This is a genomic window from Spirillospora sp. NPDC046719 (assembly GCF_040645715.1).
Taxonomy (GTDB): Bacteria; Actinomycetota; Actinomycetes; order Streptosporangiales; family Streptosporangiaceae; genus Spirillospora.
This window is the reverse complement of sequence record NZ_JBEYYT010000036.1, coordinates 1-17235: the sequence shown is the minus strand read 5'-3', so window position 1 is coordinate 17235 and position 17235 is coordinate 1. Positions and strand designations below refer to the sequence as shown.

General features: G+C 73.5%; 17 protein-coding genes and 1 riboswitch. Of the genes, 12 read left to right on the top strand and 5 right to left on the bottom strand.

Features of this window, described 5'->3' with window-relative positions; translation table 11 throughout:
• Positions 1–238 precede the first annotated feature (238 nt).
• Positions 239–1102: an Fpg/Nei family DNA glycosylase gene (locus ABZ914_RS09440; protein WP_500192566.1), complete on the top strand. Its 864-nt coding sequence runs from the start codon at positions 239–241 to the stop codon at positions 1100–1102.
• A gap of 79 nt (positions 1103–1181) precedes the next feature.
• On the opposite strand, the gene ABZ914_RS09435 is transcribed toward ABZ914_RS09440, so the two are convergent.
• Positions 1182–1643: an SSI family serine proteinase inhibitor gene (locus tag ABZ914_RS09435; protein WP_500192565.1), complete on the bottom strand. Its 462-nt coding sequence runs from the start codon at positions 1641–1643 to the stop codon at positions 1182–1184.
• Between the two features lie 49 nt (positions 1644–1692).
• Between ABZ914_RS09435 and ABZ914_RS09430 the strand changes: the two genes are divergently transcribed.
• The 4 genes from ABZ914_RS09430 (at position 1693) to ABZ914_RS09415 (ending at position 6571) form a co-directional block, all read left to right on the top strand.
• Entirely contained in the window at positions 1693–2025 is a 333-nt protein-coding gene (locus tag ABZ914_RS09430; RefSeq protein ID WP_387026173.1) for a rhodanese-like domain-containing protein, read from the top strand.
• Between the two features lie 61 nt (positions 2026–2086).
• Positions 2087–2204: riboswitch (TPP riboswitch) on the top strand.
• The gene (locus ABZ914_RS09425; protein ID WP_500192564.1) at positions 2197–3567 is read left to right on the top strand and encodes a purine-cytosine permease family protein; all 1371 of its coding nucleotides are present in this window, start codon (positions 2197–2199) and stop codon (positions 3565–3567) included. Its footprint overlaps the riboswitch before it by 8 nt.
• Before the next feature lie 176 nt (positions 3568–3743).
• Positions 3744–5627 (top strand): sensor histidine kinase, encoded by a 1884-nt coding sequence (locus ABZ914_RS09420; RefSeq protein ID WP_500192563.1) that lies wholly within the window; start codon positions 3744–3746, stop codon positions 5625–5627.
• Positions 5628–6025: 398 nt separating this feature from the next.
• Positions 6026–6571 (top strand): ATP-binding protein, encoded by a 546-nt coding sequence (locus ABZ914_RS09415; RefSeq protein WP_500192562.1) that lies wholly within the window; start codon positions 6026–6028, stop codon positions 6569–6571.
• 152 nt (positions 6572–6723) lie between these two features.
• On the opposite strand, the gene ABZ914_RS09410 is transcribed toward ABZ914_RS09415, so the two are convergent.
• Entirely contained in the window at positions 6724–7947 is a 1224-nt protein-coding gene (locus tag ABZ914_RS09410) for an arginine deiminase (protein WP_347256490.1), read from the bottom strand.
• A 113-nt stretch (positions 7948–8060) separates the two neighbouring features.
• Here ABZ914_RS09410 and ABZ914_RS09405 point away from each other — a divergent pair, with 113 nt between their 5' ends.
• Genes ABZ914_RS09405 through ABZ914_RS09395 form a run of 3 tightly spaced genes read left to right on the top strand, consistent with a single transcriptional unit; the run spans position 8061 to position 10321 of the window.
• Positions 8061–9395 carry an MFS transporter gene (locus ABZ914_RS09405; protein WP_500192561.1) on the top strand — a complete coding sequence of 445 codons (1335 nt, stop codon included), beginning with the start codon at positions 8061–8063 and terminating at the stop codon, positions 9393–9395.
• Between the two features lie 33 nt (positions 9396–9428).
• Positions 9429–9809: an ArsR/SmtB family transcription factor gene (locus ABZ914_RS09400; RefSeq protein ID WP_190851232.1), complete on the top strand. Its 381-nt coding sequence runs from the start codon at positions 9429–9431 to the stop codon at positions 9807–9809.
• Entirely contained in the window at positions 9806–10321 is a 516-nt protein-coding gene (locus tag ABZ914_RS09395) for an SRPBCC family protein (protein WP_500192560.1), read from the top strand. Before ABZ914_RS09400 ends, ABZ914_RS09395 begins: the two co-directional genes overlap by 4 nt.
• A 36-nt stretch (positions 10322–10357) precedes the next feature.
• Here the strand turns inward: ABZ914_RS09395 and ABZ914_RS09390 are convergent, their stop codons facing one another.
• On the bottom strand, positions 10358–10942 hold the full coding sequence (locus tag ABZ914_RS09390; protein WP_500192559.1) for a dihydrofolate reductase family protein: 585 nt from the start codon (positions 10940–10942) through the stop codon (positions 10358–10360).
• 167 nt (positions 10943–11109) lie between these two features.
• Here ABZ914_RS09390 and ABZ914_RS09385 point away from each other — a divergent pair, with 167 nt between their 5' ends.
• Positions 11110–12102, top strand: coding sequence for a sigma-70 family RNA polymerase sigma factor (locus ABZ914_RS09385; RefSeq protein WP_500192558.1), 993 nt, complete (start codon positions 11110–11112; stop codon positions 12100–12102).
• Positions 12103–12186: 84 nt separating this feature from the next.
• Here ABZ914_RS09385 and ABZ914_RS09380 read toward each other — a convergent pair whose 3' ends face one another.
• Positions 12187–12765: a TetR/AcrR family transcriptional regulator gene (locus ABZ914_RS09380; RefSeq protein WP_500192557.1), complete on the bottom strand. Its 579-nt coding sequence runs from the start codon at positions 12763–12765 to the stop codon at positions 12187–12189.
• A 192-nt stretch (positions 12766–12957) separates the two neighbouring features.
• On the opposite strand from ABZ914_RS09380, the gene ABZ914_RS09375 reads away from it, so the two are divergent.
• Together ABZ914_RS09375 and ABZ914_RS09370 are read left to right on the top strand one after the other, a co-directional pair.
• Positions 12958–13851 (top strand): alpha/beta hydrolase family protein, encoded by an 894-nt coding sequence (locus ABZ914_RS09375; RefSeq protein WP_500192556.1) that lies wholly within the window; start codon positions 12958–12960, stop codon positions 13849–13851.
• Positions 13852–13884: 33 nt separating this feature from the next.
• Positions 13885–14754 (top strand): LLM class flavin-dependent oxidoreductase, encoded by an 870-nt coding sequence (locus ABZ914_RS09370; protein ID WP_500192555.1) that lies wholly within the window; start codon positions 13885–13887, stop codon positions 14752–14754.
• Between the two features lie 7 nt (positions 14755–14761).
• On the opposite strand, the gene ABZ914_RS09365 is transcribed toward ABZ914_RS09370, so the two are convergent.
• Complete coding sequence (locus ABZ914_RS09365; RefSeq protein ID WP_500192553.1) at positions 14762–15664, bottom strand: haloalkane dehalogenase; 903 nt, start codon at positions 15662–15664, stop codon at positions 14762–14764.
• A 350-nt stretch (positions 15665–16014) separates the two neighbouring features.
• On the opposite strand from ABZ914_RS09365, the gene tuf reads away from it, so the two are divergent.
• Positions 16015–17199, top strand: coding sequence for an elongation factor Tu (tuf, locus tag ABZ914_RS09360; protein WP_433243287.1), 1185 nt, complete (start codon positions 16015–16017; stop codon positions 17197–17199).
• Positions 17200–17235: the final 36 nt, after the last annotated feature.

Genomic DNA, 17235 nt, shown 5'->3' with positions numbered 1-17235 from the left:
TCGTCGAGGTATTCACCGCGGATCGCCCCGCCGGCGCGCCGAACCGCGCGCCATGCACAAGGTTTTCCACAACCTTCCCCAGCCCTGTGGGCAACTCCGCCGCGTCGCCGGGCGCGGGGCGCCGCTCCCGTCGATGGTCTCGCGTTCCGCGCCCCCGGAGGGCCCGCTTGCGCAGGTCCGCCGCACGGCTGCCGGAGCGTTTACCTTGGAGGGGTCACGGTCGGCGAGTGGAGGTCCGATGCCCGAGTTGCCCGAGGTGGAGGCGCTGGCGGCGTTCCTGCGGGAGCGCGTCGTCGGCCATGCCGTCGCGCGCGTCGACGTCCTCGCGATCTCCGCGCTGAAGACCTATGACCCGCCGGTCACCGCGCTGGGCGGGCTGACCGTCACCGGCGCCGCCCGGCACGGCAAGTTCCTCGACCTGGACGTCGACGGCATCCACCTGGTGATCCACCTGGCCCGCGCCGGCTGGCTGCGGTGGCGCGACGAGGTGCCGACGAGACCCGCCCGCCCCGGCGGCAAGAACCCGCTCGCGCTCCGCGTCCACCTCGACGACGGCTCCGGCTTCGACCTCACCGAGGCCGGGACGAAGAAGGGCCTCGCGGTCTACGTCGTCCGCGACCCCGCCGACGTGCCCGGCGTGGCGGGCCTCGGCCCCGACCCGCTGGACGAGTCGTTCACCGCCGGCCGGCTGCGCGAGATCGTCGCGGGCAAGCGCACGCAGATCAAGGGGCTGCTCCGCGACCAGAGCGTCATCGCCGGCATCGGCAACGCCTACTCCGACGAGGTGCTGCACGTGGCGAAGATGTCCCCGTTCAAGATCGCCGCGACGCTGACGGACGACGACGTCGCGACCCTGCACGAGGCGATCGTCACGACCCTCCGCGACGCGGTGGAGCGCTCGCGCGGCCTCGAAGCGCAGGACCTCAAGGGCGAGAAGAAGACCGGCCTGCGCGTGCACGGCCGCAAGGGCGAGAAATGCCCGGTGTGCGGCGACACGATCCGCGAGGTGTCGTTCGCCGACTCGGCCCTCCAGTACTGCCCCACCTGCCAGACCGGCGGCAAGCCCCTGGCCGACCGCCGTCTCTCCCGCCTCCTCAAGTAGCCCGCGGCGGGCGGGCCGGCGGACCTCGGACTCGGCCGACCTCGGAAACCCGGCCGTCCTCGGGGACTTACTCGGGGACTCAGCGGACCTTGGGGACGGGGCCGAAGACGGGGGCGATCTCGCTCCAGCGGTGCAGCTGGCAGCCGTCGTTGCGCTTGAAGGTCGTGTCGATGGGCTTGCCCTGCCAGGTGCCCTTCACCGTGGCGACCTCCGGGCCGCCGTAGATGTCGGTGCACATCCGGTCCTTGGGGACGGGCGCGAACGGGTCCTTGACCTTGGTGAGGGCGGCGCAGGCGTCGGCGGCCTTCGGGTGGTCGCCGCCGGCCGGGTCGCAGGTCAGCGTGTAGGTCGTGGCGGGGGCCTGGGCCGACGCCTTGACCTGGATGGTGAGGCTGTCGGCCGAGGGGCCCGAGGGCCGTACCGTGGTGGTGCCCGAGGGCCGCTCGGCGGGAAGGGTCTTGACGTGTTCGTCGCCGCAGGCGGCCAGTGAGAAGATCATGGCGAGCCCGGACGAGGCGAGGATGAGCGTCCGATACCGCATGCGTGATTCGACGCGGGGGGGCTTCGCGCGGTTCCATGGGGGTGTGATGATTTTCGGGGACGAGGTTCCGGCGGTGGTCGCCGCCGACGTTCCGCAGGGCGGTTACCTGCTCGACGTGCGCGAACAGAGCGAGTGGGACGCGGGGCACGCGCCCGACGCCGTCCACATTCCGATGGGGCAGCTGGGCGACCGGGCCGGGGAGATCCCGCGGGACCGCGAGATCTTCGTGATCTGCCGGTCGGGGGCGCGGTCGGCGCAGGTGACGGTGGCGCTGAACCAGGCGGGCTGGCTGGCGAAGAACGTGGACGGCGGGATGAAGGGCTGGGCCGAGGCGGGCCGCCCGATGGAGAACGGCGGGGACGGCGAGCCCTACGTGGCCTGACCGCCCTCCGGGAAATATGCCCCCTTTGTAGGGGTTGCGGGCGGTTGTACGATCGGTGCCGACCGATAACCGCGGGAGCTCGGGCCATGAGCCGGGCTGAGAGGGCGGCCTTCCTGGCGTCGCCGACCGCATGAACCTGTCCGGGTAATGCCGGCGTAGGGAGCGTGTCCCGTGACGTCCGACGTCGAGAAGACCCTCGCGCACGAGAGCCCGCGCAACGAGGTCCCGTACACCCTCGACGAGCCCGCCCCGAAGGTGCTCGGCTTCTGGGACCAGAGCGCGTTCTGGGCGAACCTCGGGGTCAGCCTGCTGGCCTTCTCCGGCGCCTACACCGTCCTCGCGCCCGACGCCGCCGGGACGCCGACGCTGGCGATCGCGGCGGGCATCGTCGCGATGATCGTCGGCACCGTGCTGGGCGGGCTGATGCTCGGCCTGGCCGCCGCGCCGGGCGCGCGGACGGGCCAGCCGGCGATGGTGCTGCTGCGCGGCCTGTTCGGCGCGCGGCTGTCGTACGTGCCGACGGTGCTCAACATCGCGCAGCTGATCGGCTGGGGCACGTTCGAGCTGATCGTGATCGCGGACGCGGCGCGCGAGCTGTGGGACGGGGTGCCGCGCTGGGGGTACGTGGTCGCGGCCGGGGTGCTCACGACCGTGCTGACGATCTGGCCGCTCGGGTCGGTGCGGCTGCTGCGCCGGTACGTGACGGTCGCGGTGATCGTCGCGCTCGCCTACTTCTACGTGCAGCTCGTCCGGCAGCCGTTGCCGGACCTGAACCACGGGTCGTGGCACGGGTTCTGGATCGGCGCGGACGCGGCGCTGGCGGTGTCGATCTCGTGGGTACCGGTCGCCGCCGACTACACCCGGCACGCCAAGAGCGCGCGCGGGGCCTTCGGCGCGGCGTCGGTCGGGTACTCGGTCACCCAGATCGTCGCGTACGTGCTGGGGCTGCTGGCCCTGGCGCTCGTGGGCGGCGACACGGGCAAGGTGTTCGACCCGTTCCTGCACGTCGCGCTGGGCGCGGTGTTCTTCGCGGTGTTCGTCCTGCGGGAGGCCGACCAGTCGTTCGCGAACGTGTACTCCACCGCCGTGTCGATCCAGAACCTGGTGCCGCGCGCCGACCGCCGCGTCCTGTCGGTCGCGCTCGGCGCGGGGATCACCGTGCTGGCGCTGGTGCTGGACATCAACGACTACGCGGGCTTCCTGTCGCTGATCGGGTCGGTGTTCGTGCCGATGCTGGGCGTGCTCGCGGCGGACTTCTTCCTGGGCCGGGGCCGCGCCGGCGGCTGGGACGCGAGCCGCGCCGCGCCGTCCCGGTGGAGCATGATCGCGGCCTGGCTGGTCGGCATCGTCGCCTACCAGCTGATCAACCCCGGGACGATCGGCTGGTGGACGGACCTGTGGCAGCACGTGCGGGACGCGCTGCACTTCACCCCGCAGAGCTGGATGAGCGCGTCGCTGCTCTCCTTCCTCGTCGCGGGCGCCGCGACGCTGCTGATCGGCCGGACGGGCGCCGCCCGCCGGCCCGGTATTACCCGGCGGTAGGGTTGCCGGAGCCGCGCGCCGACGGATGCGCCGCGCCCCGCCGGAAAGGCACGACGGAGATGGCCGATCCCGAGGTCCCCGGGCCCCTGAAGTGGCGTTCCTCCCTTCGCGGGGGCCGCCTGGTGGGAACTTTTCGGCGCCGGTTGCCCGGCGCCGCACCGGGCTCCGGTGGCACGATGACAGGCGTGCAGCATGTCCACGACCCGATCGCGCGCGCCGTCATCGAGAGCGCCGCCGACGCGATCGTGGCCGTCGACCAGAAGCACCGCGTCACCGTGTGGAACCCGGCCGCCGAGCGGATGTTCGGCTGGAGCGCCGAGGAGATGGTCGGGCGCGTGCCGCCGATCGTCCCGGACGAGCTGAAGGCCGAGCACAACGCCGTCCAGGAGCGGCTGCTCACGCGGCGCGCCGGCGAGGGCGAGTCCGAGAAGGAGGGCGGGCAGATCTCGATCGCGACCCGCCGGTTCCACCGGGACGGCCGGCTGATCGACGTGCGGATCGACACCAGCCTGCTGAAGGACCCGGCCGGCACCCCGCTCGGCTGGGTCGGGGTGTACCACCCGGCGGAGGACGACGAGATCGTCCAGCACCACATGACGGAGCGGGCCCGGCTCGTCCGGCGGCTGAACGACATCGTCGCCGACCTGAACGCCGAGCTGGACCTCGCCGTCGTGCTCGACCGGATCACGACCGCGCTGATCGAGCTGACCGGCGCGGACGCGGGCGGGTTCGTCCGGATCGAGGGGCAGCGGCTGCGGCTGGTCAGCACGTCGGGCCTGCCCGAGCACATGCGCGGGACGACCGCCGAGCTGCGCCCGAGCCTGGTCGGGGAGCTGCTGCGGTCCGGCAAGACGGTCAAGCTCGCGACCGGCGAGCAGCGGCTCGGCGACCTGGTCTGGTCCGAGCTGCCCGGCCTGCACACCGTCGCGCTCGGCCTGTCCTACCTGCAGAACCGCCCGTACGGGGCGCTGTACGCGCTGTTCTCCGGGCGCAAGATCGGGCACACCGAGCTGGAGCTGCTGGAGCTGCTCGCGGGGCACGCCGGCGTGGCGGTCGGCAACGCCGTCGCGTACGCGGAGGTCGTCCGGCAGCGGGCGCACGAGCGCGCGGTGATCGACTCCAGCGCGGACGGCATCGCGGTGCTCGACCACGACCTCGTCGTCCGGCAGTGGAACCCGGCCGCGCACGCCCTCACCGGCGTCCCGCCGGAGGACGCGATCGGCCGGCCGCTGCCGTTCGACATGCCCGCGCTCGGCGAGATGCTGACGTTCCCGCTGGAGTCCGGGGTCTGGCTGAACGTGCTGGCCGCGGAGATCGAGGAGACCGGCGAGCTGGTCGTCGACTTCCGCGACGTGACGGAGGCCAAGGCCCTGGAGGAGGCGAAGGACCTGTTCCTCGCCACCACCAGCCACGAGCTGCGCACCCCGATCACGGTCGTGCAGGGGTTCGCGTCGACGCTGGTCAACCGGTGGGACGAGCTGACCGACGTCGACCGCCGCGCCGCCGTCGCCACGATCGCCGAGCGCGCCCAGTCGCTCGGCCGGCTGGTGGAGCACCTGCTGCTCGGCTCCCGCGCGGGCGCCGACGAGCTGGCCGTGACGGTCGAGCCGTTCGACCTGACCCGGGTCCTGGAGGGCGTCGTCGCGGGGTTCCGGTCGCTGTCGCCGCTGCACCGGGTGGAGCTGGAGATCGAGCCGGGCCTGCCGCGCTGCCGGGGCGACGCGATGGCGACCGACATCGTGCTCGGGCAGCTGCTGGAGAACGCGTTCAAGTACAGCCCGGACGGCGGGACGGTCCGGGTCCGCGCGGAGGCCGGCCCGGCGGGGATCGCGGTGGCGGTCGAGGACGAGGGGATCGGCATCCGGCCGGGCGACCACGAGCGGATCTTCGAGCGGTTCGTGCAGGGCGAGGCGGGGGACCGGCGCCGGTTCGGCGGCATCGGGCTCGGGCTCTACATCGTGAAGCGGCTGACCGAGGCGCAGGGCGGGACGATCTCGGCGCACCCCGGCACGGGCGACAAGCCGGGCACCTGCATGCGGCTGGTCCTGCCGGCCGAATGACCGCCCGGTCGGTCACTTACCGTGAGGACAGCGCTCCGGCTGCGGCCGGGTGAGTCCGATGTGGCCCGCGGTTTGAGCGATCTTGGCCGGTGGCAGTGTTGCCCCGTGCGGGAAAGTACGGTGGCCACCGGGTGTGACGGACGAAACGCGCGCGCGAGGAGTAACCCGTCCTCCGGCTGGATAGATCCATGGATGGTCGCCGTAGGTGACGGGATCGCCGTCCCGCACCGGGCTCCGACGCCGCGTACGGGGGTGATCACCGTGACCGAACGGCCGGTGACTCGTTGTGCAGGTGGCAAACTGAATCGCTCAGGTTTCCGGCCCAGGCCATCAGGGCATTTCGGTCGTACCGGAAGAGCGGCGACGGGACTGGTCCGAGACAGCGGAACCACGGGGAGGTGAGGGCGTCGAGCGTCGTACTGCTGCCACACGCGCCGTCCAGCGTCGCGGTCGCCCGCAAGCGCCTCAGCTCCGAGCTGGCCGCCTCGGGGGTCTACGAGTCGGTCGTCGACGATGCCAGCGTCATCGTCAGCGAGCTGATCAGCAACGCCCTGCGGCACGCCAGGCCGCTGCCCTCCGGGCAGGTCCGGGTCTGCTGGCTGTGCCGGGGCGACGTCCTGGAACTGGAGGTCAGCGACGGGGGCGCGATGACCGAGCCGCGCCGCGGCCCGGGCACGCTGTCCTCGCTCGGCGGCCGCGGGCTCGGCATCGTCGAGGCCCTGTCGGAGGGCTGGGGCGTCCGGCACGAGGACGGCGCCACCACCGTGTGGGCCGTGCTGCGCACGCCGCGCTCGAACGGCGGCGAGGACGCGGTCTCGCCCGCGCACTCCGACACCGTCGTGCCCGACCTCTCCGACTTTCCGGACCTCATGGACGAACCGGACGAAGGCTTCTACAACGGAACGAGGAATGAGGTGGCCCCAAGTAGGGCATACCCCGCCTAGAAGGACCACTGCCGCACCTTGTATGGTCCTCAACAAGCTCGGGCGCTGTCGTGCCCCCGTCGACACCGCCCGAGCGTCCAACGTGGGAAAGGCCCCGGCATCGCCGGGGCCTTTCGTCGTCAGAGGGAGCCCCCGTCACGGGGACTCCGTCGTCAGGGGGCGTCGCGGAGGATCGGGCAGGACATGCAGCGCGGGCCGCCCCGCCCGGTGCCGAGCTCGCTGCCGCTGATCCGGATGACCTCGATCCCCGACGCCTCCAGCTGCGCGTTCGTCTCGATGTTGCGCTCGTACGCCACGCACAGCCGGGGCGCGACCGCGAGCGTGTTGTTCCCGTCGTCCCACTGCTCCCGCTCGGCGGTCACCGGGTCCAGACCGGTGTCGATCACCTTCAGCCGGTCCAGGCCCATCGCGTCCGCCGCCGCCTCCAGGAACGGGCGCGGCTCCGCCACCCGCAGGTCGCCGTCGTCCAGCGTCACCGTGTACGCGGTCAGCGAGTGCGCGACCGGCGGGTACATGACCACGGTGTCGACGTCGACCATGGTGCACACCGTGTCCAGGTGCATGGTCGCCCGCTCCTGCGCGATCGGCACCGCCAGCACCGTGTGCGCCAGCCCCGCCCCGATCACCTGCCGGGCCAGCCGCTCCACGCCCGCGGGGGTCGTCCGCTCGCCCGTCCCGACCGCGATCACCCCCGGGCACAGCAGCAGGACGTCGCCGCCCTCCAGATGCTCCAGCGCCGGCGAGTACACCGGCTCCACCCCGTCGAACCGCGGGTGGTGCGCGTAGATCAGCCCGGTGAGCTGCGCCTCCCGGCGCCGCGCCTCCATCGCCAGGCTCGTCACCGCCACCCGGTCGCCGATCCACGCGCTGTTGTCGCGGGTGAACAGCAGGCCGGGCAGCGGGTCCACGATGAAGTCGAGCCGGTCCATCAGCCGGTACACCAGGCCGTGCCCGGACTTCAGCTCCTCGTGCGCCAGCCCCGCGACCAGCGTCTGCGACAGGTCCTCCGGGTCGAGGTCGCGCAGGTACCCCTCCACGACGCGGCGCAGCTGGTCGCCGAGCCGCAGGTCGACGATCGCGTCCGCGATCGCCTGCTCCCGCGCCGCCTCGTACTCCAGCGCGTCCTGCAGCAGCTCGGTGACGTACAGCACCTCGACGCCGCGCTCCCGCAGCGCCTCCGCGAACGCGTCGTGCTCCTCCTGCGCCCGGCTCGCCCAAGGGATCGCGTCGAACAGCAGCTTGTCGCTGTTGCGCGGCGTCAGCCGCTTCAGCTCCGCGCCCGGACGGTGCAGCAGGACCGTCCGAAGCCGCCCGACCTCACTGGTCACCCGGTGCTCGTGCACGTCCGGTGCCGTCGTCCCCGTTGTCTGCGTCACACCAGAAGTCTAAGTCGGCCCGTTCCGCCGGAGCCGTCGGCCCGTTCCTGTGCCACGATCCGAGGGTGATCCGGGGGCTTTCACTGCATTTGACCGCCGCGACGCTGCTACGGGTGTCCGCCGAGGGCGTCGCGACCGCGCTCGTCCTGACCGTCCAGGCCCGGACGGGGCACGCCGCCACCGCCGGCTACCTGCAGACCGCGATGACGCTGCCGTACGTGGTCAGCGGGCCGGTGATCGGGAACGCGCTGGACCGGATGGCGCGCCCGCGCCGCGCCGTCGTCCCGCTGGCCCTCGCCTACGTCGCCGCGACCGGCCTGCTGCTGGCGATGGCGGGCGGCTCGCCGCTGGTCGCCGCGCTGTGCGTCGCCGCCGTGATCGGCTGCGCCGAGCCGATCGTCGTGGCGCTGACCAGCCTGCTGCCGCGCTTCGTGCCGGCCGACCGGCTGTCACGCGCGTACGGGCTGGAGGCGTCGAGCTACAACGTCGCCGCGATCGTCGGCCCCGGTCTCGCGGCGGGCGTCGCCTCGTTCGCGGGCGGCCAGTACGCGGGGGCGGGCATCGTGGCGAGCGCCGTCCTCGGGCTCTGCGTCCTCCCCCTGCTGCCCTTCGCCGGACCGGCCCCCGCGTCCGCCGAGCCCGGTAGCCCCGCCGAGCCCGGTAGCCCCGCCGAGCCTGGCAGTCCCGCCGAGCCGGGGCGGCCTGCGGAGCAGGGGCGGCCTGCGGAATCCGGCGGTCCCGCGGAGCCCGGAAGGCCCGCCGAGGCGGGACGTGTCGCGGAAGTAGGCAAGGGCGCGGTCGCCGAACGGGACATCGGCGAGGTCGCCGAGGACGCCCGGTCCGGGCTCGGCGACGTGCTCGTGGGCGGGCTGCTCGTGCTGGTCCGGGGCCGGGTGCTGCGCGCGCTGACCGTCGCGACGACGCTCGCGTGGCTCGGGTTCGGCGGCGTCGCGGTGACGGCGGTGCTGCTCGCCGGGCACATCGGCGCCGCGCCCAGCGCGGGCGGGCGGCTGCTGGTGGCGATGGCCGTCGGGTCGCTGCTCGGCTCGCTGGCGTCGAGCCGCTGGCTGACGCCCCGGCACGCCGAGCCGGTCCTGGTCGGCGGGCTCGTCGCGTTCGGCGCCGCGCTGGCGGCGCTCGCGGTGGCCCCGTCGGTGCCGTGGGCGATGGCCGCGTTCTGCGCGGCGGGGCTCGCCGAGGGGCCGGTGTTCGCCGCGACGCTGATGCTCCGCCAGCGCGAGTCGCCGCCGGACCGGCTCGGCCAGGTCAACACCACCGGCGGCAGCCTGAAGATCGGTGCGTCCGCGCTCGGCGCGGCGCTCACCGCCGCGTGCGCGGACGCGGTCGGCCCGGTCGGGCTGGTGCTGGCGATCGCGTCGCTCCAGTTCGCCGGCGCGCTGTCCGGATGGATCCTGCTGCGACCGCGCCGACCTCGCTCTATTCCTTGACGGTTATATTCCAGGTGAGGCATATTGAACGACATGGCAACCGCGGTCTGGCACGCGCTCGCCGACCCCGGCCGGCGCGCCATCCTCGACCGGCTGCTGCAGGGGCCGCGCCCGGTCGGCGACCTGGCCCGCGCCTGCGGCCTGAGCCAGCCCGGCACGTCCAAGCACCTGCGCGTGCTGCGCGAGGCCGGGCTGGTCGACGTCGAGCGGGACGCGCAGCGCAGGCTGTACGCGATCCGGCCCGCCCCGATGGCGGAGCTGGACGCCTGGCTGGCGCCCTACCGGCGGTTGTGGAACGCGAGCCTGGACGCGCTGGGCGACCGGCTGGACGCGCCGGACGACCCGCCCGGCGCCCCGGGCGATCCGTCCGGCGACCGGCCCGGCACCGGCGCCACCGAGAGAGGCGAACCATGATCATCACGAATCCCGGCGGCTACCTCGAGATCGGCGGCCGCCCGGCCGTCCGCTTCGAGCGGATCTACGACCACCCGGTGGAGCGGGTCTGGCGCATGGTCGGCGACCCCGCCGAGCTGGCGCACTGGTTCCCGGCCCCGAAGATCACCATCGATCCGGTCCCGGGCGGCGAGATCACCTTCTCCGGCGACCCGAACATGCCCGACGCGACGTCGAGCGGCCGGATCATCGACTTCGACCCGCCGCGCCGGCTCGCGTTCAGCTGGGGCGGCGACGAACTGCACTTCGACCTCGAACCGCTCGACGGCGGCCGGACCCGGTTCGTCCTCACCAACATCCTCGAAGCCCGCGACACGGCGGCACGCAACGCGGCCGGCTGGGACGTGTGCCTGGCCGCGCTCGACGCCCTCGCCGGGGGCCGCGCCGCCGAGCAGCCCGCCTGGCAGCCGAAATACGACGCGTACGTGGCGGCGGGCCTGCCGTCCGGCGCCCCGATCCCCGGCCAGGGCTGAACCCGGGGCCGGGGACCGGGGCGCGAAGGGCGGCGGCTAGGGCTCCCGGACGGTCCGGTAGGTGAGCAGGGGCATCCCGTCGCCGACCACGCGGGTGCCCACCAGCCGCATCGGCTTCTTGCCGCTCGTCGCGCCGAAGAGCCGCTCGCCGGCCCCGAGCACGAACGGGAAGACCAGCAGCCGCAGCTCGTCGGCGAGGTCGTGCTCGATCAGCGCGTGCACGAGCCGGCCGCTGGCGTAGACGACGATGTCCCCGTCCACCTTCTGCTTCAGCGTCGAGATCTCGTGGACGGGGTCGCCGCCGAGGACGGTGGTGTTCGCCCAGCCGAGGTCCTCCAGGGTCGAGGACACGACGTGCTTGGGCAGGCTCCGCAGCCGGTCCGCCCACGCGCCGCTCCGGGTCGGCCAGCCGCGCGCGATGAAGTACTCGTAGCTGCGCCGGCCCATGAGCAGGGCCTCGGCGCCCATCGCCTCCGCGGCCTCGGTCTCGGCCCACGCGGCGCGGTCCTCGTCCCGCATCCAGTCGAACCAGCCGCCGAACCTGGTGCCGTCCGCGTCGTCGTCCGCGATCTGGATGACCCCGTCGAGCGAGACGTTCTCGCTGATGACGATCCTTCCCATGGTGCTTCTCCCATCGGGTGTCGTTGCCGTCACCGATGCAGATGCCGCGTGTCGCGGAAAGGGGGCGGCTGCGGGCCGCCCCTTTCGGGCCCCGGCCGGCGTCCGTACAGGATGGAAGGCGAACGGCCGCGGACGAGGGGTGGCGAGGACCGATGGGAGCCGACCTGATGACAAGGGCGCGGGCCGGGGACGGCGAGGCGTTCCGTGCACTGACCGAGCCGCACCGCCGGGAGCTGCAGGTGCACTGCTACCGGATGCTCGGCTCGTTCCAGGACGCGGAGGACGCCCTCCAGGACACGCTGCTGGACGCCTGGCGGGGCCTCGGCGGGTTCGACGGCCGCTCCTCGATCCGCACCTGGCTCTACCGGATCGCCACGAACCGGTGCCTCAGCACGCTGCGCGCGGCGGCGCGGCGCCCGGCCAAGGCGTGGGACATCCCCGGCGTCGAGCCGCCCGAACCGACCCGGCTCGGCGAGGTCGTGTGGCTGGAGCCGTTCCCCGACGCCCTCCTCGAAGGCGCGCCGCCGGTGCCGCTCGGCCCCGAGGCGCGCTACGAGCGGACCGAGTCGGTCTCGCTGGCGTTCGTGACCGCGCTCCAGGCCCTGCCGCCCCGCCAGATCGCCGTCCTCATCCTCCGCGACGTGCTCGGATTCCACGCGGACGAGGTCGCCGGGATGCTGGACACGACCGTCGATTCGGTGAAGAGCGCCTTGAAGCGGGCGCGTACCGGCCTGCGGCGGCGGCAGGCGGCGCAGGCCGGCGCGGAACCGCCGCCCGCCGCCGGGTCGCCCGCCGAGAACGCGGTCGTGGCGGGCTTCGTCCGCGCCTGGGAGGCCGCCGACGTCGACGCGCTGGTGGCGCTGCTGACCGACGACGCTTTCGTGTCCATGCCGCCGCTGCCCTTCGAGTACGAGGGGCGGGACGTCGTGGCGGGTTTCTGCGCCGGCCTGTTCGGCGCTGGCCGGCGGTTCGACCTCGTGCCGACGCGCGCCAACGGCCAGCCGGCGTTCGGGAGCTACCTGCGCGCCCCCACCGGCGTCGGCCACGGGACCGGCCTGTACGTCCTCACCCTCGCGGGCGGCCGGATCAGCGCCATGACCCGCTTCGAGAACAGCGTGCTGCCGTCGTTCGGCCTGCCGCGCTCGCTTCCGGCCCGGTAGCCGCCGCACCGCGCCCGGCGGTCACCGGGCGGGCGGCCACCGGAGCGGGCGGTGATCGAGGCGGGCGGTCACCGGGGCGGGTGATCACCGGGGCGGGCGCAGGCCGGCGATCAGCAGGCCGACGAGGCGGCGCGCGTCGTAGCGGTCGTCGCTCTCGGCGCCGATGCAGAGGTTGCCGATGCCCCGCATGAGCTCGTACGCGCCGATGCCGGAGCGGATCTCACCGGCGTCGGCCGCGGCGTCGAGCAGCCGCGCGCACACGGGGACGAGGCGTTCGAGGAAGTAGGCGTGCAGCGTCTCGAACCCGGCGGTGTCGGACCGCAGCACGGCCGCGAGCCCGTGCTTGGTGACCAGGAAGTCCACGAACAGGTCGATCCATCGCCCCAGCGCCGCGTACGGCGTCGCGCTCTCCTCCAGCAGGGCGGGTCCGGCCTCGGCGCAGGACTCGACCTGGTGCCGGTAGACGGCCACGATGAGGTCCGCCCGCGTCGGGAAGTGGCGGTAGATCGTGGCCGTGCCGACGCCCGCCTTCGCCGCGATGTCGCGCACGGGCGCCTCCACGCCCGACGTCACGAAGATCTCGGCGGCCGCGTCGAGCAGGGCCTCCTCGTTGCGCCGGGCGTCCGCCCGCCTGGGCCGGGCCGCGCGCTGGCCGTCCTTCACCGTGCCTCCGACGGGTGGGTTGCTAAACGGGACATCGTTCCGTATCGTCTAAGTGGGACATCGTCCCGCTTAACCATGATGCCAGAGCGCGAGCCGGGCCACCAATTCCCCCTGCGCCGCGATCCCCTCCGCGCGCCGCAGGCCCACCGCGATCTCCCTGACGAAAGCCGTGCCATGTCGAACGCTCCAACCATGACCATCACCGCGAGGCCCGTGGTGCTGCCCGCCCCGGACCGCGGCGAGGACCTCCAGGTCAGCGTGTCCGCTCCCGCGACCGGCGGCGCCCTGCCCGTCATCGTCTTCTCGCACGGTTTCGGCTGGTCGATGGACGGCTACGCGCCGCTCGCCGACCACTGGGCCGCGCACGGCTTCGCGGTCGTCCGGCCCACCCACCTCGACTCCCGGCGGCTCGGCCTCCCGGCCGACGACCCCCGCACGCCGCGGATCTGGCGCCTGCGCGTCGACGACCTGAAGCGCGTGATCGACGGGCTCGACGCCCTGGAGGCCGCCGTTCCCGGCCTGGCCGGACGGCTCGACCGCGACCGCGTCGCGGTGGCCGGGCACTCCTGGGGAGCCCAGACGGCCAGCATGCTGCTGGGCGCGCGTGTCCTGGGCTCCGGCGGCGTCCCCGGCGAGGACCTGTCCGACCCCCGCGTGAAGGCGGGCGTGCTGCTCGCCCTGACCGGCCGGGGCGGAACGGACCTGTCGGCGTTCGCCGCCGAGCACTTCCCCTTCATGAACCCGTCGTTCGACGGCATGACCGCGCCCGCGCTCATCGTCGCCGGCGACCATGACCGGTCGCCCCTGACCACCCGGGGGCCGGACTGGTTCACCGACCCCTACGTCCTCAGCCCGAAGGACAAGACCCTGCTCACGCTGTTCGGGGCGGAGCACTCGCTCGGCGGCGTCGCGGGATACGAGGTCGCGGAGACGACGGACGAGAACCCCGAACGCGTCGCCCTCGTCCAGCGGCTCACCACCGCCTACCTGCGCGGCGTCCTCCGCCCGGACGGCGCCGCCTGGCAGGAGGCGCGCTCCGCGCTGGAGAACGACCCCCGCCCGCTCGGACGCCTCGAGAGCAAGTAGGCGAATCCCGTCCACCGAAAGGAGCCACGGTCCATGCCGCGATCACCCGCTTTCGGGATCATGACCGCGCCGATGCAGGTCGGCTACGACGACATCCTGCGGGTCTGGCGCGAGGCCGACGCGATCCCCGAGATCGGCCACGCCTGGCTGTTCGACCACCTCATGCCGATCGGCGGCGACCCGGACGGCCCGGCCTTCGAGGGCTGGACGCTGCTGTCCGCGCTCGCGGCGCGGACCCGGCGGCTGCGCCTCGGCGTGCTGGTGACCAGCAACCGGTTCCGCCCGCCCGCGCTGCTCGCCAAGATCGCCACCACCGTCGACATCGTCTCCGGCGGGCGGCTCGACTTCGGCATCGGCGCGGGCTCGCGCCCCGGCCACCCGCTCGCCCGCCGCGAGTACGAGGCGCACGGCCTGCCCTTCCACGGCTTCGAGCACTCCGTGGAGAGCCTCGCCGAGGCGTGCACGATCATCCGGCGGCTGTGGACGGAGCCGGAGCCGTTCGACTTCGCCGGCGCCCACCACCGGCTGACCGGCGCGTTCGGCAACCCCAAGCCCGTGCAGCGCCCGCACCCGCCGATCCTCATCGGCGGCCGCTCGTCCGCGACGCTGCGCGTGGTCGCCGAACACGCCGACCTGTGGAACATCCCCGGTGGGGACATCGCGGACGTCACCGCCCGCAGCGCCCTGCTCGACCGCTACTGCGCCGATATCGGCCGCGACCCCGCCTCGATCACCCGCTCCATCCACCTGCCCGTCTCCTACGACGAGCCCGGCGCCGCCAGGGCGGCGATCGGTGAGGCGCTCGACGCCGGTTTCCGGCATTTCGTCCTCTCTCTGCCCGCGCCCTACCCGGATGGCGCCGCGCGGTGGCTCGCCGACGAAGTGATCAAGCCGTCCGGCTGACCGGACCTCACCGGGCGGCCTCCGCGGGCCGGGCGGCGAGCAGGCCGTGCCGGTGCCCCCACGCGGTGACCGCGGCGGCGATGGTGTCGGGACGGTCCTCGGCGGCGTGGTGGCCGGACGAGCCGCCGTGCTCGATCTCCAGGTTCGCGATGTGCTCCGCGCACCACGCGGCGATCTCCGGGGTGATCGCCAGGGTGGGCGAACCGTCGAAGGTGATCAGCAGCTTGGGGACGTCGCGGCTGGCGGCCAGCCACGCGTCGTACCGCTCGACCCGCGCGTGCACGTCGGCGGGCTCGCCGTCGATCGGCAGCGAGCGCGCCCACTGCAGGATCGGGCGGCGGCTCTCCGGCGTCGGGTAGGGCTCCAGGTACGGGCGGAGCTCCTCCTCGCCGAGCGGGGTGAGGACGCCGCCGGTGAACGCCGTCTCCACGAAGAAGTTCGTCCCGAGGACCAGCTTCTCGCCCTCGGGGCCGCGGATCTTCTCGGCGCGGGCGCGCGGCGCGTCGCCCAGCTCGTCCCAGGACACGGGCTTGACGATCGTCTCGAAGAACGCGACGCCGCGCGCCCGCCCCGGGTGGCGGGCCGCCCAGTCGAAGGCCAGCGCGCCGCCCCAGTCGTGGCCGACCAGCACGACGTCCTCCAGGCCCTGCGCGTCGAACCAGGCGTCCAGGTAGCGGGCGTGGTCGTCGAAGCGGTAGGGGACGTCCGGCTTGCCCGAGCGGCCCATGCCGATGAGGTCGGGGGCGAGCAGCCGCCCGGTTCCGCCCATCGCGGGCAGCACCCGCCGCCACAGGCGCGACGAGCCGGGGTTCCCGTGCAGGAAGACGACGGGCGCGCCGTCCCCGGTCTCCTCGTAGTACATCGTCGAGTCGAGCACGTCGATCATCGGCATGGCAGCCTCCCGTTTCATTGGCGACACCAACGTTGGTGCCACCAATGAAGTTACATTGTTGGTCGAACCAACGCAACGCCTCCCCGCGGAAAATCGATCGACTTCTTCCGGAGCGCTTCGTAGTGTGCGGAGCATGTTCTTCGCAGCCGGCACCCGGACGCTCGCAGGCGACTGCCTGCTGAGCGCGGTGCCGGCTGCCTTCCTCGTGGCAGCGGCAGCGGCGATCGCCGACGACGGCGTCCGACGCTGACCCCTCTCCGTCCCGCCTCCGGAGAACCAGCGGAGGGGGGTTGGCCAAGCGAACGCGGCGCGCCCGCAGGGGCGCGCGCGGGTTCTCACGTTCGGATCATCGTGAGGACGAAGAGACCATGGCGAAGAAGCTGTACGAGCGGGACAAGCCGCACCTGAACATCGGCACGATGGGCCACGTCGACCACGGCAAGACGACGCTCACCGCGGCGATCACGAAGGTGCTGGCCGAGCGCGGGCTGGCGTCCGCCGTGCCGTTCGAGGGCATCGACCGCGCCCCCGAGGAGCGCGACCGCGGCATCACCATCAACGTCGCGCACGTCCAGTACTCCACCGCGACCCGGCACTACGCCCACGTCGACATGCCCGGTCACGCCGACTACGTGAAGAACATGATCACCGGTGCGGCGCAGGTGGACGGGGCGGTGCTGGTCGTCTCGGCGCAGGACGGCGCGATGCCGCAGACGCGCGAGCACATCGTGCTGGCGCACCAGGTCGGCGTGCGGCACATCGTCGTCGCGCTCAACAAGGCCGACATGGTCGAGGACACCGAGCTGCTCGACCTCGTCGAGCTGGAGGTGCGCGAGCTGCTCACCGAGTACGGGTTCCCCGGCGACGAGGTGCCCGTGGTCCGGGTGTCCGGGCTGAAGGCGCTGGAGGGCGACCCGTACTGGACGGCCCGGATCGGAGACCTGCTCGACGCGATCGACGCGTACGTGCCGGTGCCGGACCGGGTGCTCGACAGGCCGTTCCTCATGCCGGTGGAGAGCGTGCTCACCATCACCGGGCGCGGCACCGTCGTGACCGGCGTGGTGGCGCAGGGCTCGGTCCGGGTCGGGGACGCGGTGGAGGTCGTCGGGCTCGGCGCGTCGTTCGGCTCGGTCGCGACGGGGCTGGAGACGTTCGGCCAGTCGATGGACCACGCCGAGGCGGGCGACAACACCGCGATGCTGCTCCGCGGCGTGCGGCGCGACCAGGTGCGGCGCGGCCAGGTGGTCGCGGCGCCGGGCGCGATCCGGCCGCACACCCGGTTCCGTGCGCGGGTCCGGGTGCTGACGGCGGCGGAGGGCGGCCGGAGCAGGCCGTTCTTCCACGGGTACCGGCCGCAGTTCCACTTCCGGACGACGGACGTGGTCGGCGGCGTGGACCTCGGCGGTGAGGGCGGCATGGCGATGCCGGGCGACTCCGTCGAGATGGCCGTCGAGCTCGGCCGGCCCGTCGCGATGAGCGAAGGGCTCGGGTTCGCGATCCGGGAGGGCGGCCGGACGGTCGGCGCCGGAACGGTGGTCGAGCTGCTCGGCTAGGGCGGCGGAGGAGGGGTCCGGCGGGCCGGTGACGGC

What these genes read in the sequence shown, in the direction of transcription:
- tuf (WP_433243287.1), top strand. Translation starts at nt 16,015, where the DNA reads ATGGCGAAGAAGCTGTACGAGCGGGACAAGCCGCACCTGAACATCGGC.
- ABZ914_RS09435 (WP_500192565.1), bottom strand. Translation starts at nt 1,643, where the DNA reads ATGCGGTATCGGACGCTCATCCTCGCCTCGTCCGGGCTCGCCATGATC.
- ABZ914_RS09375 (WP_500192556.1), top strand. Translation starts at nt 12,958, where the DNA reads ATGACCATCACCGCGAGGCCCGTGGTGCTGCCCGCCCCGGACCGCGGC.
- ABZ914_RS09390 (WP_500192559.1), bottom strand. Translation starts at nt 10,942, where the DNA reads ATGGGAAGGATCGTCATCAGCGAGAACGTCTCGCTCGACGGGGTCATC.
- ABZ914_RS09365 (WP_500192553.1), bottom strand. Translation starts at nt 15,664, where the DNA reads ATGAAACGGGAGGCTGCCATGCCGATGATCGACGTGCTCGACTCGACG.
- ABZ914_RS09440 (WP_500192566.1), top strand. Translation starts at nt 239, where the DNA reads ATGCCCGAGTTGCCCGAGGTGGAGGCGCTGGCGGCGTTCCTGCGGGAG.
- ABZ914_RS09400 (WP_190851232.1), top strand. Translation starts at nt 9,429, where the DNA reads ATGGCAACCGCGGTCTGGCACGCGCTCGCCGACCCCGGCCGGCGCGCC.
- ABZ914_RS09385 (WP_500192558.1), top strand. Translation starts at nt 11,110, where the DNA reads ATGACAAGGGCGCGGGCCGGGGACGGCGAGGCGTTCCGTGCACTGACC.
- ABZ914_RS09395 (WP_500192560.1), top strand. Translation starts at nt 9,806, where the DNA reads ATGATCATCACGAATCCCGGCGGCTACCTCGAGATCGGCGGCCGCCCG.
- ABZ914_RS09420 (WP_500192563.1), top strand. Translation starts at nt 3,744, where the DNA reads ATGACAGGCGTGCAGCATGTCCACGACCCGATCGCGCGCGCCGTCATC.
- ABZ914_RS09370 (WP_500192555.1), top strand. Translation starts at nt 13,885, where the DNA reads ATGCCGCGATCACCCGCTTTCGGGATCATGACCGCGCCGATGCAGGTC.